Below are 13,774 nucleotides of genomic sequence, written 5' to 3' on the forward strand. Positions count from 1 at the left end.
GGAAACTTGTCACCGCTCAGGAGGGCTACCGACAGTGCGATCCGGCCGAGCACAACCGACGATTCGCGTTGCCGTTGTCACCTGTGCGGCTGCTCTCGCCCTCGGCACGGGCATGGGCGCGGCGACGGCTCAGCCCGACCCGTCGACCCAGGTCACAACGGTTGCAGACGCACCACGTTCCGCCGACGCGCAGCAGTACAACGATGCACAGAATGCTCTGGTCAAGGGCCGATACGACGCCGGTTTCGCTTCGCTGGATGCCGTTGCGGCCGCGGCACCGAACGATGCCAATGTGGCAGCGCTGCAGACGTTCTATGCCAACGCAACCGATGATGCCGCCGCGCGTGCGCAGCACTCGGCCCGTCTACGCACCCTGTCCCCTGGGCTCGCCGACGCTGTCGATCGAGCCATCGCCGTCATCGACGACGCCGCGACCCGGACGATCGACTTCGCGCCGACGACCGACGGACCGCGTACCGCGATCGTGGTGCTCGGTCTCGGTCTGAACAGCGACGGCAGTATGGCCCCGGAGTTGGTCGAGCGGCTGCGCTCCGCCGTCGCGGTGGCAGAGCGTTCCCCCGAGTCGCCCATCATCGTCACCGGTGGAAATCCGCAGAGCGGCATCACCGAGGCCGAAGCGATGAGGAAGTGGCTGATCGACAACGCGATCGCGGACGACCGCATTCATACCGAGGCCACCGCGAATTCGACGGTACAGAACGCGCAGCGCGCCACCTCGCTGGCCGCAGAGATAGGTGCTGAGAATCTGTTGCTCGCAACAACTCCCAGCCATCTTCGGCGAGCGATCTCCGATTTCGAGATCGCTGGGGCCGACGTGATCGGTGCTGCGACAGCCACTCCCGACGATCTCCCGGATCTGCCTGCCCTCGCTACGACGGCACGGTTGGGCATGACCGTCGACGCCACCAAGATCCTCGGGATACCGCGCAACTACTGACGCGTCCACCCCCGTAGCACCGACTCCGTACCGGCGTCGAACATCGCACGACGAACCTCGTCGTCGGGGTTCGTGGGCATCGCCAACTCCAGCGACACCAACCCGTGCACGATCGCCCAGAACGAATGGCTGATCAAGTCGACCGATGCGCCGCTCATGGTGCCGGCCGCGACGGCGCGCGCTACCGCGGCCCGAAGCGGGTCCATCGCTGCGGCGGCGAGTTGCGCCTCTCCGGATACATCGACCGAACCGAGTACGCCGCCGAACATCACCGCGTACAGATGCGGGTTGTGCAGAGCCCAATGCCGGTAGGCAACGCCGAGTTCGCGTAGATCGACCTCGGGGTCACCGGTGACGGGCACGCTGCGCTGCACGTCACCGAAACTCGAGAACGATGCAGCGAACAGGGCCACCAGCAATTCGGCACGACCACCGAACAGCGAATAGATCGCCGTGGTCGAGGTGCCCTGCGCGGCAGCCAGCTTACGGAGAGACAGCGAGTCGACGCCGTGTTGGGCAACGCTTTCCGCCGCGGCCTCGAGTAGCCGGGTGCGTAGTTCCTCATCGTGAATTCTGGGTCTCGCCACTTGCGAAACTTACCACAACAGTGTTTTATAACAGTGTCACATAAATGTACGATCCCTCGAACAGACGGGAACACGTCATGCAACCCATCATCGACGGCCGCCGCACGGTCGACGCCGACCGCGACACCGTCACGGTCTTCCTCATCGGAATGCGCATCAACAATCCCCTTGCCGTTCGCTCCTGGCTTCCCGCGGTGCGCGCGATGCCGCGGATGCTCAGCCATCTCGAGCAGGATCCCGCCTCCGGACTGCTCGGCTACCACTCCTGGTTGGGCCGCACCACCATGCTGGTCAGCTATTGGCGCAACGCGGAAGACCTGACGCGATTCGCCTCCGATCCCGACGCACCTCATGCGCCCGCCTGGCGCGCCTTCAACCGATCGGTCGCTGCGACCGGCCATGTCGGGGTATGGCACGAAACCTATACGGCGACAGCACAGAACAGTGAATCGATCTACGTCAACATGCCGTCGTTCGGCCTCGCTGGAGCCATCGGTGGAATCCCGATCGGCACAGGCTCACACACCTGGAAGCAGCGAATGAAGTCTGCGAAGTAGGCCCGTACGAGCTAGAGGAAGTTCCCCGCTCGCGTGGCGATATCGAGAACGGGCTGAGGAAAGACTCCCAGTGCCACGGTGACGACCACCGAGACCCCGATCGCACATGACACCGACGCGGTAGGCCGCACCATTGTGACGGTCCGGTCGGTGGGATCGGTGAAGAACATCAGCACTATCACTCTCACGTAGAAGAACGCCGCGATCGCGCTGCACACCACACCGACCACGACCAATGCTGCTCCCCCGGCACCCGAGGCCGCGCTGAACACCGCGAACTTGCCGATGAAGCCGCTGGTGAGCGGGATACCGGCGAACGAGAGCAAGAACAATCCGAACACTGCGGCAACGAGCGGTGAGCGTCGACCGACACCGGCCCACCGCTCCAGGTCGCCCACCTCACCACGTTCGTCTCGGGCCAGACCGATGACGGCGAATCCACCCAACGTGCTGAAGGCGTAAGCAAGCAGGTAGAACATCGTGGCCGAGACACCCGAATCACCCACATCACCTGAATTACCCAGCGCGGTCACTCCGGTGAGGATGAACCCGGTGTGCGCCACGGACGAGTAGGCCAGCATGCGTTTGACGTCGGTCTGCGTTACCGCGACAACCGAACCGAGCACCATCGTCGCGATGGCGACCACCCACAGCATCGGCCGCCAACTCGACTCGAGACCGGGCAGTGCCATTCCGAAGATTCGCAGAATCGCACCGAACGCCGCGACCTTGGTCACCGTGGCCATCAGTGCGGTCACCGGCGTGGGGGCACCCTGGTAGACATCTGGAATCCACGAATGAAAGGGCACCGCACCGACTTTGAACAACAAACCCACAGCCAGCAGTGCGGTTCCGATCAGCGCGAGCGATCTGCCCTGACCGTCTGCGGCGATGGCGTCGGCAATGCCGTCCAATCCGACGGTACCGGCATAGCCGTACAGGAACGCGACTCCGAACAGGAAGAACGCGGACGAGAATGCGCCGAGGAGAAAGTATTTCAGCGCCGCTTCCTGGGAGAGCAGCCGCCGTCGCCGGGCCAGACCACACAGGAGATACAGCGGCAGAGACAGTACCTCCAGCGCGACGAACATCGTCAGCAGATCGGTGGACGCCGGAAACAACAGCATGCCGCCGATCGCGAACATCGCCAGTGGAAAGACCTCCGTCTGGGCAACGCCTGCGTCGATGGCCTCCTTCTCCGCGACGCTGCCCGGAGTGGTCGAGGCCTGCGGAGTGAACGAATCGATACGGCGCTCGGTTCCGGCCCCGGTGACGGCGACTGTGCGCTCCGCCAGCAAAGCGACGGCCGGGATTGCCACCAGCACGATGGTTCCCTGCAGAAACAGCGTCGGGCCGTCGATCGCCACGGCCCCGTTCATCGCATATGCCTCGGTGCCCGCCAGCCCGAGAACGGCCGCGAGAGCCGCCACCAAACCGGCCAGCGCAAGGCCGAGATGGACCCCACGGCGTGCCCGCATCGGCACGAACGCTTCGACGAGGACCCCGAGAACCGCGACACCGAAGACGATCAACATGGGCGACAGCAGTCCGTACTGCACCTCGGGAGTGGTCATCGTTGACCTCCTGCACTGTCGACGATCGTGGATTGCACTGCCGGAGTGATGACATCGAGTGCCGGTTTCGGGTACACCCCGAACACGATCAGCAACGCGAGCAACGGGACCACCACCAACGCCTCACGGGGAACGAGATCGGAGATCTTCTCGCTGCCCTCTCGGACCGGCCCCGTCATCACCCGCTGATAGAGCCAGAGAATGTAGATCGCCGACAGCACGAGCGCACCGGTGGCCACGATCGCGGCGACGCCGTATCGACCGAATGTGCCGATCAACACCAGGAATTCACTGATGAATGGGGCAAGACCGGGTAGGGAGAGCGTGGCCAGACCAGATATCAGAAACGTTCCGGCGAGAACCGGCGCGACCTTCTGGACGCCGCCGTAGTCGGCGATCGCCCGTGAACCACGACGGGACACGAGAAAGCCTGCGATCAAGAACAATGCGGCGGTGGAGATTCCATGGTTGACCATGTACAGCGTCGCACCGGCCTGACTCTGACCGGTCATCGCGAAGATGCCGAGGATGATGAAACCGAAGTGCGAAATAGAGGTGTAGGCAATGAGTCTCATCATGTCGGTCTGACCGACCGCCAGTATCGCGCCGTACACGATGCCGATCACAGCGAGCGTGATGATCCACGGGGCGAACGTCTGCGACGACTCGGGGAAGAGCTCGAGACAGAAGCGCAACATCGCGAAGGTGCCGACCTTGTCCACCACCGACATCATCAGCACCGCCGTTGCGGGGGTGGACTGCACTGCGGCGTCGGGTAACCACGTGTGGAACGGCCACAGGGGCGCCTTGATCGCGAACGCAAGCATGAAACCGAGGAACAACGCGTTCAGCACTACCGGATCCACGCCGAGCCCGCCCGATGCCGCCGCATCCGCGATCGTGCGTAGATCGAACGTACCGCCGTCGAACGGGCCACCCGCCCTGGCGGTGACGACGTACAAACCGATGACGGCAGCCAACATCACCAGGCCACCGAACAGGTTGTACAGCAGGAACTTCACCGCGGCGCGCGTGCGCTGAACACCGCCGAAACCACCGATGAGGAAGTACATCGGAATCAGCATCGCCTCGAAGAAGATGTAGAACAGCAGTACGTCCAAGGCGAGGAACGAGACGATCACCATGGACTCGACCACCAGGATCAACGCCATGTAGGTGTGCGAGACCCGGCGCGAACCGTAGTTCGCCACGCGGCTGCCGTCGTTCCAGCCCGCAACGAGGAGCAGTGGGGTCAGGACGGTGGTGAGCAACACCAGCACGAGACCGATTCCGTCGAGGCCGAGCGTGTAGCGCGCACCGAATGCCGCTATCCAGGAATGGTCTTCGAGGAACTGGTATCGATCGCCACCGGAGTCGAACGCGACCGCGAGTACCACCGACACCGCGAGTGTGCCGGTGGCGAAACCCACGGCGACACCACGCGCGATCGTCGGACGATCCGCCGGCACCAGGGCGACGACGATCGCGCCGAGTACCGGCAGAACCCACAGGACGGTCAACCAGGGGATCGTCACAGGACCACCACCATCAGCACGACGAGAACGGCCCCGGCGAACATCGCCAACGCATAGGACCGTACGAAACCGGTCTGGAGCCCCCTGGATCGACTCGACACTCCGCCGACCGATCTCCCCACCCCATCCACGACAGCGTCGATAACAGCTGTATCGGCGTATACCATTGTGCTCGTGAGCTTTTGACCGGGTCGCATGAATGCTGCCTCGTTGAAGGCGTCGCCGTACAGATCGGCGCGTGCGGCTCTGGTCAGTACCGATACGTCCTCGGGTGGAGTCGGGGGAACGTCGCGCGCGATGTACTTCCGGTAAGCGACGCCTGCGCCCACGAGTACCACTGCCAGAACTGCGACAGTGACGACCCAGGCAGGAATCGCGTGCTCCTCGTGCGCCGATCCCACCACCGGTTCCAGCCAGCTCTCGAGGCGTCCACCCACCGCGAGGAAAGCTCCCGATGCCACCGAGCCCACGGCCAACAGAATCATGGGAGCCGTCATCGTCGCCGACGCCTCGTGCGGATGTGCCTGCGCTGCCCACCGTTTCGGGCCGAAGAACGTCATCAGCATCACTCGAGTCATGTAGAAGGCCGTCAGACCTGCACCGAGCAACGTCACGCAGCCGAGCACCACACCTGCCGCTCCCCCCGCCGCGAACGCGACCTCGATGATCGGATCCTTGGCGAAGAAGCCGGAGAAGGGCGGTACTCCGATGATGGCGAGGTAGCCGAGACCGAACGTGACGAACGTGATCGGCATCGCGGCGCGGAGCCCGCCGAACCGTCGCATGTCGGTCTCGTCGTTCATCGCGTGCATCACCGAGCCGGCACCCAGGAACAAGCCTGCCTTGAAGAACCCGTGCGAGAGCAACAGCACGATCGCGAAGGCATAGCCGGACGGGCCGAGTCCGGCCGCGAGCACCATGTACCCGATCTGACTCATCGTCGAGGCCGCGAGCGCCTTCTTGATGTCGTCTTTGGCACAACCGATCACGGCACCGAACAGCAATGTCACCGCACCAACCGTGACGGTCGCTGCACGGGCGGCCGGCGACGCCTCGAACACCGGTCCGGATCGGACGATGAGATACACCCCGGCGGTGACCATCGTCGCCGCGTGAATGAGTGCGGAGACCGGAGTGGGGCCCTCCATGGCGTCGCCGAGCCACGACTGCAGCGGCACCTGCGCCGACTTCCCGCAGGCGGCCAGCAGCAACATCAGCGCCATCGCGGTGGCCACCGATTCACTCGCATCCCCGATTCCGGCGAACACCACGTCGTATTGCACCGATCCGAAGTTCACGAACATGATCATCAGGGCGATGGCCAGGCCGATATCGCCGACGCGGTTGACCACGAACGCTTTTCGAGCTGCCGAAGCGGCCGACGGCTTGTGTTGCCAGAATCCGATGAGCAGGTACGACGCCAGGCCGACACCCTCCCACCCCAGATACAGGCCGAGGAAGTTGTCGGCCAGCACCAGCAGCAGCATGGCGGCGAGAAACAGATTGAGGTACGCGAAGAAGCGCCGACGCTCTGCGTCGTGGCTCATGTATCCGATCGAGTACACGTGAATGAGCGACCCGACTCCGGTGATCAACAGGACGAAACAGATCGACAGCTGATCGGCGCGCAGTCCGAAGTCGACCTGCAATTCGTCGACGGGAACCCAGCGGAACAGAGTCTCGGTGATCGCTCTGTTCGACTCGTCACGACCGAGCATCGAGGCGAACACCAGTGCTGCAACCACGAACGACGACACCGCTGCTGCCGTCGCAGCCAGGTGCCCCCACGGGTTGCAGCGCCGGCCAGCGAGCAGCAGGACGGCCGCACCGAACGCCGGCAGAGCCGGGAGAAGCCACAGGATCGACATCGTTTCTGCTCCCCCGTCAGTTCTTCATCAGAGAATTCTCGTCCATCGAGATCGAGCGACGAGAACGGAAGATGGCCATGATGATCGCCAGGCCCACCACCACCTCGGCAGCAGCGACCACCATGGTGAAGAACGCGAACAACTGGCCGTCCAGATTGCCGTGCATGCGGGAGAACGTGACGAACGCGAGATTGACTGCGTTGAGCATCAATTCGATGCACATGAACACGATGATTGCGTTACGCCTGACGATGACTCCCGCCGCGCCGATCGTGAACTGCAGAACCGACAGATAGAGGTAGTTCTCGGGATTCATCGCTCGTCACCCCCGTCCACCTTGTACTGGCTCCGTCGATCGGCGAACAGGGCGTTGACGGACGACTCCGACTCGCTTCCGTCCGGCAGCAGAGCGCGGCGATCCACGCCGTTGTGACGGGCGAACACACCGGGGCTCGGCAGCGGCGTCACCCGGGAGCCGTCGCGGAACCGGTCCTGCGACATCTCTCGCTGACCCTTCACCGGTCCCAGAGCCTCCCGGTGCGCCAGGATCATCGCCCCGATGGTGGCCGTGATCAACAGCGCTCCGGTCAGCTCGAACGCCCATACGTACTCGACGAAGATCAGCTCGGCCAGGCCTTCGACGTTTCCGGTGGAGTTGGCCGCGTCGAGCCCGACGAAATCGAGTCGACCGGCGCGTGCCGAGTCGCGCAGCAGCACCCCGATGATCAACAGCCCGAAGCCGATTCCGATGACGACGGCCGCGATACGGTGCCCTCGCAATGTCTCGGTCAGCGACTCCGAGGTGTCGACCCCGACGAGCATCAGGACGAACAGAAACAGCATCATGACCGCGCCGGTGTAGACGACGATCTGCACGACACCGAGGAACAGCGCCCCCTGCGCCATGTAGAAGATTGCGAGCACCACCATGGTGGCGGCGAGAAACAGTGCCGAGTAGACAGCTTTCGTGCTCATCACCACACCCAGAGCGCCGAGGACCGCAACGACACCGAGGGTCCAGAACTGCACGGCCTCACCGGTGGACGTTGCCTCGAGGGCGAGCTGCACTGTGGCAGTCATCGAACCGGACCGCGATCGGTGTCGGCCTCGCTCTCGGCACCGGTGACGGTGCCGCGGTAGTAGTCCTCGGCCGAACGCCCCGGTGCCATCGCGTGCGGTGGTGCCACCATGTCCGGCTCCAGCGGTGCCAGCAGTGAATCCTTCTCGTAGATCAGGTCGGCTCGGTTGTCACCGGCGAGCTCGTATTCGTTGGTCATCGTCAGAGCCCTTGTGGGACAGGCCTCCACACACAATCCGCAGCCGATGCATCGAAGATAGTTGATCTGGTAGACCCCGCCGTACCGCTCGCCCGGCGAGAATCGCTCGGTCTCGGTGTTGTCGGCTCCTTCGACATAGATCGCGTCGGCCGGACAGGCCCACGCGCAGAGCTCGCAGCCGATGCACTTCTCGAGGCCGTCGGCGTATCGGTTGAGCTGATGCCGACCGTGGTAGCGAACCTCGGTCGGTTTCTTCTCCTCCGGATACAGCTCGGTCTCGGGTTTCTTGAACATCGTGGCGAAGGTGACACCGAATCCGGCGATGGGACCGAGGAATTCAGGCATCGGCGTTCTCCTTCTGTGACCGGGCCGGGTGTGACCGCGCTCCGGCGTGCCGGCTCGCAATCGTCGTGCCCTGCTTGGGGATGGGAGGAATCGGGAATCCGCCTGCCGCGGCATCGAATTCTTCGGTGGGCGGGGGAGGCGGAAGGTTCCGGACACGTGCGCGCCTTCGCAGCATGAGCAGCAGAGAACCCATAACGGCGACCGCGAAGACCATCGACGCGATGAACGTGACCAGAGGCACGTCGTACCTACCGGCCCCGAGTACGCGCACCGTCGCGATCACCATCACCCAGATCAGAGCGACGGGAATGAGGATCTTCCAGCCGAAGTTCATGAATTGGTCGTACCGCAGCCTCGGCAACGTCGACCGCAACCAGATGAAGACGAACAGGAACACCCACACCTTGACGACGAACCACAGCACCGGCCACCATCCCGAATTGGCACCGCTCCACAGACTCAACGGAATCGGAGCCCGCCAGCCGCCCAGGAACAACGTGGTCGCGAGCGCCGACACCGTGACCATGTTGATGTACTCGGCAAGCATGAACATCGCGAAACGCAAGGACGAGTATTCGGTGTGGAACCCGCCCACCAGTTCGCCTTCGGCCTCGGGCAAGTCGAAGGGCGCCCGGTTGGTTTCACCGACCATCGCCGTCACGTACACCAGGAACGACGGCAAGAGCAAAAGCACGTACCAGGTGTTCTGTTGCGCAGCAACGATTCCGGACGTCGACATGGTCCCCGCGTACAGGAATACCGCAGCGAACGACAGGCCCATCGCAACCTCGTAGGAAATGACCTGCGCCGTCGAACGCAGTGCACCCAGCAACGGATATGTCGAATTCGACGCCCAGCCGGCCAGGACGATTCCGTACACACCCACCGAGGTGACCGCGAGGATGTACAGAACCCCCACCGGCAGGTCGGTCATCTGCAGCGGAGTCGTGGTACCGAACACCGACACCTCGGGCCCGAACGGAATCACCGCAAAGGCCATGAAGGCAGGGACCACCGAAATGATGGGAGCCAGAATGTAGATCGGCTTGTCGACGCCGGTCGGAGTGATTCCCTCTTTCAGAGCAAGCTTGATCCCGTCCATCAGCGACTGCAACAGTCCCCACGGACCGACCCGATTGGGCCCGACGCGCATCTGCATCCACGCCATGATCTTGCGTTCGGCATAGATCGCAACGAGCGGTGTGAGAACCAAGAATACGAAGACCGCCAAGGCCTTGCCGATCACCAACCACCACGGGTCGGTGCCGAACATCGACAGATCGGTCGGAGCGGAGACGATCACAATGCATCTCCCTCGGGTCGTTCCGCAGGCTCCGCCCTGCGCAGCCTGACCACCGCACCCGACTCCGCGCCGAGTGAGCGGTACACCGAGGAACCGGGCGAGTTCATCGGTACCCACACCACGTTGTCGGGTAGATCGGTTACTTTCAGCGGCAACGTGATCGAGCCACCGTCCGTCTCGACACTCACCCAGTCACCGGCCTCCGCCTCGATCGTCGACGCAGTCGCAGCGGACAGTCGGGCCATAGGCGGGCGACCGGTCTTCGCGAGATCGTCCTCACCGTCCTGCATCCGTCCCGAATCGATGAGCATCCGCCACGTCGCCAGAATCGCCTCCCCGGGCTCGAGCGACGGCGTTTCGGCGCGCGGACGCACTCGGGCCACGGCGATCCGCGATCCGTTCCAGCCACCCAGACGGGCCAGCTCACCGCGAGCTGCAGCCGCGTCGGGCAGCAACAGCTCGACCCCCATCTGTTCGGCGATGGCATCGAGAACGCGCTGATCGGGCAGTACCGCGCCTGCCCCGAGTGCAGTGTCGAATGCGCGCGGTCTTCCCTCCCAGTCCACGAAGGTTCCCTGTTTGTCGACTACCGGTGCCACCGGGAACACCACGTCGGCGCGTTCGGTGACCGCGCTGTGTCGAAGTTCGAGACTGACCACGAACGCCGATCGATCCACTGCGTCGAGCGCGGCGCGCGGATCGGGTAGATCGTCCGGGTCGATTCCAGCAGTGATCAGAACGCGATCGGGACCGGCGTCCGCCAGTATCGCGGCGGTATCGCGACCGGAGTCAGCGGGAAGTTCTGCCACTCCCCACAGGGCTGCCACCTCGGCGCGCGCCGATGCATCGGCCACAGGCCGCCCGCCCGGCAGCACATTCGGCAGTGTGCCGGCGTCGAGCGCGCCGCGTTCTCCGGCACGTCGCGGAATCCACGCCAACTGTGCTCCGGTGTCGTCGGCCAACTTCGACGCTGCGGACAGTCCGCCGGAGACTGCGCCGAGCCGCTCTCCGACGAGGACGATCGATCCGGGCTCGCGGAGGAGTTGGGCAATGGATTCGGTGCCTCGATCGCCGACGTGCAATGCGTCGAGCCAGTGTGGCTCGTCGCCTGGAACCGATTGCAGCAGAACACCATCGAGTTTGCGTAGACCTCGACTGGCCCAGGGCGCGATCGAAGCCACCACCAGACCCCGAGTACGGTGCGCCTTGCGCAGTCTCAGGAACACCAGAGGCGATTCTTCTTCGGGCTCGAAGCCGACCAACACCACCACGGGCGCATTTTCGAGGTCGGTATAGGTGACTCCCAACCCGGTCCCTGCGATTCGACCGGCCAGGAAGTCGGCTTCCTCTGCGCTGTGACTACGGTTGCGAAAGTCGATATCGTTGGTGTGCAGAACCGTTCGAGCGAACTTGGCGTACGCGTAGGAGTCTTCGAGGGTCGATCTTCCGCCCACGAGTACCGCGGCACGACCGATGGACGCGGCCAATCCGGCTGCTGCGGCCGCCAGTGCAGCCGACCACGACGTCTCGATCAAAGCGCCCGACTCGTCTCGGATCATCGGGGCGGTGATGCGGTCCGGCTCGGTGGCGTAATGGAACGCCCAGCGGCCCTTGTCACAGTTCCATTCCTCGTTGACCTGGGGATCGTCTCCCGCCAGACGTCGAAGAACCTTGCCGCGTCGGTGGTCGGTACGTTGAGCGCAACCTCCTGCACAGTGCTCGCACACGCTCGGCGACGAGGTCAGGTCGTAGGGTCGGGCTCGGAACCGATACTCGGTGTTCGTCAGTGCCCCCACCGGGCAGATCTGGACGGTATTTCCCGAGAAGTAGGAGTCGAACGGTTCGTTACCGAAGATGCCCACCTGCTGCACCGCACCTCGTTCGAGCAACTCGATGGACGGATCTCCGGCAACCTGAGCCGCGAAGCGAGTGCACCGAGCGCACAGCACACAACGTTCCCGATCGAGCAGAACCTCGGCCGACAGCGGAATCGGCTTGGGATAGGTACGTTTGGTCTCGGTGAACCTGGACTCGGTGCGGCCCGCAGCCATTGCCTGGTTCTGCAGTGGACATTCACCGCCCTTGTCGCACACCGGGCAATCGAGGGGGTGGTTGATGAGCAACAACTCCATGACCCCGCGCTGTGCCTTGTCCGCGACCTCCGACGTCACCTGAGTACGCACGACCATGCCGTCGGCCACCGTCGTCGTACAGGACGCCAACGGCTTGCGTTGCCCCTCGACATCGACCAGACATTGCCGGCAGGCCCCCACCGGATCGAGCAGCGGATGATCGCAGAAACGCGGAATCTGCACTCCCATCAACTCGGCAGCGCGAATCACCAATGTGCCCTTGGGAACACTGACCTCGTGGTCGTCGATGGTCAACGTCACCATCTCTACCCCGGTGACCGACTGATCGGGGCTAGCAGGAGTGGAGCCAGCGGAACGACCGGGTGTCGGTGCAGTCATGACGTCAGCTCCTCTGCCATCAGGGTCGATCGGTGCGGGTCGAATGGGCATCCCTGCTCGGTGACGTGACGGATGTATTCGTCGCGGAAGTACTTCAGTGAGGACACGATGGGGCTGGCGGCACCGTCTCCCAACGCGCAGAAGGACTTTCCGGCGATGCCGTCCGCGATGTCGAGCAGAGTGGCCAGGTCACCCTCGGTACCGGTACCACCGTCGAGGCGCCTGAGGATCTGCACCAGCCAGTAGGTCCCCTCCCGGCACGGTGTGCATTTGCCGCAGGATTCGTGTGCGTAGAACTCGGTCCACCGCAACACCGCTCGCACCACACATGTCGTGTCGTCGAAGATCTGCAGTGCCTTGGTACCCAACATCGATCCGGCGGCACCGACGCCCTCGTAGTCGAGTGGGACATCGAGATGGTCGCCGGTGAACATCGGTGTCGAGGATCCTCCCGGCGTCCAGAACTTCAGTTCGTGTCCCGGTCTGATCCCGCCCGCGTAGCCGAGCAACTCCCGCAGCGTGATTCCCAGCGGTGCCTCGTACTGGCCCGGACGGCAGACGTGGCCAGAGATGGAATACAGCGTGAATCCGGGCGACTTCTCGCTGCCCATCGACCGGAACCACTCGATTCCCTTGCGCAGGATCACTGGAACGCTGGCGATCGATTCGACGTTGTTCACCACGGTCGGACGCGCGTACAGGCCCGCCACTGCGGGGAACGGTGGCCGCAGCCGAGGTTGCCCCCGCCGACCCTCCAACGAATCCAGCAGGGCTGTCTCCTCGCCGCAGATGTACGCACCGGCTCCGGCGTGGATCACCAACTCGAGGTCGAAACTCGATCCGAGAACGCCCTTTCCCAGATAGCCCGCTGCGTAGGCCTCGGCGACTGCGGCCTGCAGCCTGCGCAGCACCGGCACCACTTCACCTCGGACGTATACGAAGGCGTGGGATGCACGAATTGCATACGCGGCGATCACGATTCCCTCGATCAGCGTATGCGGACTCGCCATCAGCAGCGGCATGTCCTTGCAGGTACCCGGCTCGGACTCGTCGGCATTGACCACCAGATAGTGCTCTTTGCCGTCGTTCTGGGGTATGAAGCTCCACTTCGTTCCGGTAGGAAAGCCCGCACCACCCCTGCCACGTAGGCCGGATTCCTTGACGAAGGCAATGAGGTCGTCGGGGTCCATCGCGAGGGCCTTCTCGAGCCCCGCGTATCCGTCGTGACTTCGGTAGGTGTCGAGAGTCCACGAGTCCTTCTCGTCCCAGAACTCGCTCAAGACCGGCGTCAGAGCCATG

12 protein-coding genes are annotated in these 13,774 nt (G+C 63.8%); 2 read left to right on the forward strand and 10 right to left on the reverse strand.

Features of this window, described 5'->3' with window-relative positions:
- The first annotated feature begins 34 nt into the window (after positions 1-34).
- Positions 35-958, forward strand: a complete 924-nt coding sequence (locus CH305_RS23545) for a YdcF family protein (protein ID WP_094704993.1) — start codon at positions 35-37, stop codon at positions 956-958.
- Here the strand turns inward: CH305_RS23545 and CH305_RS23550 are convergent.
- A complete protein-coding gene (locus CH305_RS23550; RefSeq protein WP_094704994.1) occupies positions 952-1,545 on the reverse strand; it encodes a TetR/AcrR family transcriptional regulator in 594 nt (197 codons plus the stop codon). The two genes, CH305_RS23545 and CH305_RS23550, sit on opposite strands and share 7 nt — an antisense overlap.
- 44 nt (positions 1,546-1,589) lie before the next feature.
- On the opposite strand from CH305_RS23550, the gene CH305_RS23555 reads away from it, so the two are divergent.
- On the forward strand, positions 1,590-2,102 hold the full coding sequence (locus CH305_RS23555; protein WP_032403247.1) for a DUF4188 domain-containing protein: 513 nt from the start codon (positions 1,590-1,592) through the stop codon (positions 2,100-2,102).
- Positions 2,103-2,113: 11 nt separating this feature from the next.
- On the opposite strand, the gene nuoN is transcribed toward CH305_RS23555, so the two are convergent.
- From nuoN to nuoF, 9 genes are read right to left on the reverse strand one after another with little or no spacing between them, the layout of a single operon-like run.
- Positions 2,114-3,676 (reverse strand): NADH-quinone oxidoreductase subunit NuoN, encoded by a 1,563-nt coding sequence (gene nuoN, locus CH305_RS23560; protein WP_052077631.1) that lies wholly within the window; start codon positions 3,674-3,676, stop codon positions 2,114-2,116.
- Positions 3,673-5,211, reverse strand: coding sequence for an NADH-quinone oxidoreductase subunit M (locus tag CH305_RS23565; RefSeq protein ID WP_094704995.1), 1,539 nt, complete (start codon positions 5,209-5,211; stop codon positions 3,673-3,675). The genes nuoN and CH305_RS23565 overlap by 4 nt, the downstream gene beginning before the upstream one ends.
- Positions 5,208-7,079, reverse strand: a complete 1,872-nt coding sequence (gene nuoL / locus CH305_RS23570) for an NADH-quinone oxidoreductase subunit L (RefSeq protein WP_094704996.1) — start codon at positions 7,077-7,079, stop codon at positions 5,208-5,210. The genes CH305_RS23565 and nuoL overlap by 4 nt, the downstream gene beginning before the upstream one ends.
- Before the next feature lie 16 nt (positions 7,080-7,095).
- On the reverse strand, positions 7,096-7,395 hold the full coding sequence (gene nuoK, locus CH305_RS23575; protein WP_094704997.1) for an NADH-quinone oxidoreductase subunit NuoK: 300 nt from the start codon (positions 7,393-7,395) through the stop codon (positions 7,096-7,098).
- Positions 7,392-8,159, reverse strand: a complete 768-nt coding sequence (locus tag CH305_RS23580) for an NADH-quinone oxidoreductase subunit J (protein ID WP_094704998.1) — start codon at positions 8,157-8,159, stop codon at positions 7,392-7,394. The genes nuoK and CH305_RS23580 overlap by 4 nt, the downstream gene beginning before the upstream one ends.
- On the reverse strand, positions 8,156-8,701 hold the full coding sequence (gene nuoI / locus CH305_RS23585) for an NADH-quinone oxidoreductase subunit NuoI (protein ID WP_032377107.1): 546 nt from the start codon (positions 8,699-8,701) through the stop codon (positions 8,156-8,158). The genes CH305_RS23580 and nuoI overlap by 4 nt, the downstream gene beginning before the upstream one ends.
- Positions 8,694-9,974, reverse strand: coding sequence for an NADH-quinone oxidoreductase subunit NuoH (gene nuoH / locus CH305_RS23590; protein WP_094705300.1), 1,281 nt, complete (start codon positions 9,972-9,974; stop codon positions 8,694-8,696). Before nuoH ends, nuoI begins: the two co-directional genes overlap by 8 nt.
- Positions 9,975-10,000: 26 nt before the next feature.
- Positions 10,001-12,475 (reverse strand): NADH-quinone oxidoreductase subunit G, encoded by a 2,475-nt coding sequence (locus tag CH305_RS23595; protein WP_094704999.1) that lies wholly within the window; start codon positions 12,473-12,475, stop codon positions 10,001-10,003.
- On the reverse strand, positions 12,472-13,773 hold the full coding sequence (nuoF, locus tag CH305_RS23600) for an NADH-quinone oxidoreductase subunit NuoF (RefSeq protein WP_032377105.1): 1,302 nt from the start codon (positions 13,771-13,773) through the stop codon (positions 12,472-12,474). The genes CH305_RS23595 and nuoF overlap by 4 nt, the downstream gene beginning before the upstream one ends.
- Between the last annotated feature and the right edge of the window lies 1 nt (position 13,774).

Origin of the sequence: Rhodococcus sp. 15-649-2-2 (genome assembly GCF_002258645.1) — a bacterium.
Lineage (GTDB): Bacteria > Actinomycetota > Actinomycetes > Mycobacteriales > Mycobacteriaceae > Rhodococcoides.

Coding starts and splice junctions, on each gene's coding strand:
- CH305_RS23555 (WP_032403247.1), top strand. CDS start 1,590: ATGTACGATCCCTCGAACAGACGGGAACACGTCATGCAACCCATCATC.
- nuoN (WP_052077631.1), bottom strand. CDS start 3,676: ATGACCACTCCCGAGGTGCAGTACGGACTGCTGTCGCCCATGTTGATC.
- nuoL (WP_094704996.1), bottom strand. CDS start 7,079: ATGTCGATCCTGTGGCTTCTCCCGGCTCTGCCGGCGTTCGGTGCGGCC.
- nuoK (WP_094704997.1), bottom strand. CDS start 7,395: ATGAATCCCGAGAACTACCTCTATCTGTCGGTTCTGCAGTTCACGATC.
- CH305_RS23580 (WP_094704998.1), bottom strand. CDS start 8,159: ATGACTGCCACAGTGCAGCTCGCCCTCGAGGCAACGTCCACCGGTGAG.
- nuoI (WP_032377107.1), bottom strand. CDS start 8,701: ATGCCTGAATTCCTCGGTCCCATCGCCGGATTCGGTGTCACCTTCGCC.
- nuoH (WP_094705300.1), bottom strand. CDS start 9,974: ATGTTCGGCACCGACCCGTGGTGGTTGGTGATCGGCAAGGCCTTGGCG.
- CH305_RS23595 (WP_094704999.1), bottom strand. CDS start 12,475: ATGACTGCACCGACACCCGGTCGTTCCGCTGGCTCCACTCCTGCTAGC.
- nuoF (WP_032377105.1), bottom strand. CDS start 13,773: ATGGCTCTGACGCCGGTCTTGAGCGAGTTCTGGGACGAGAAGGACTCG.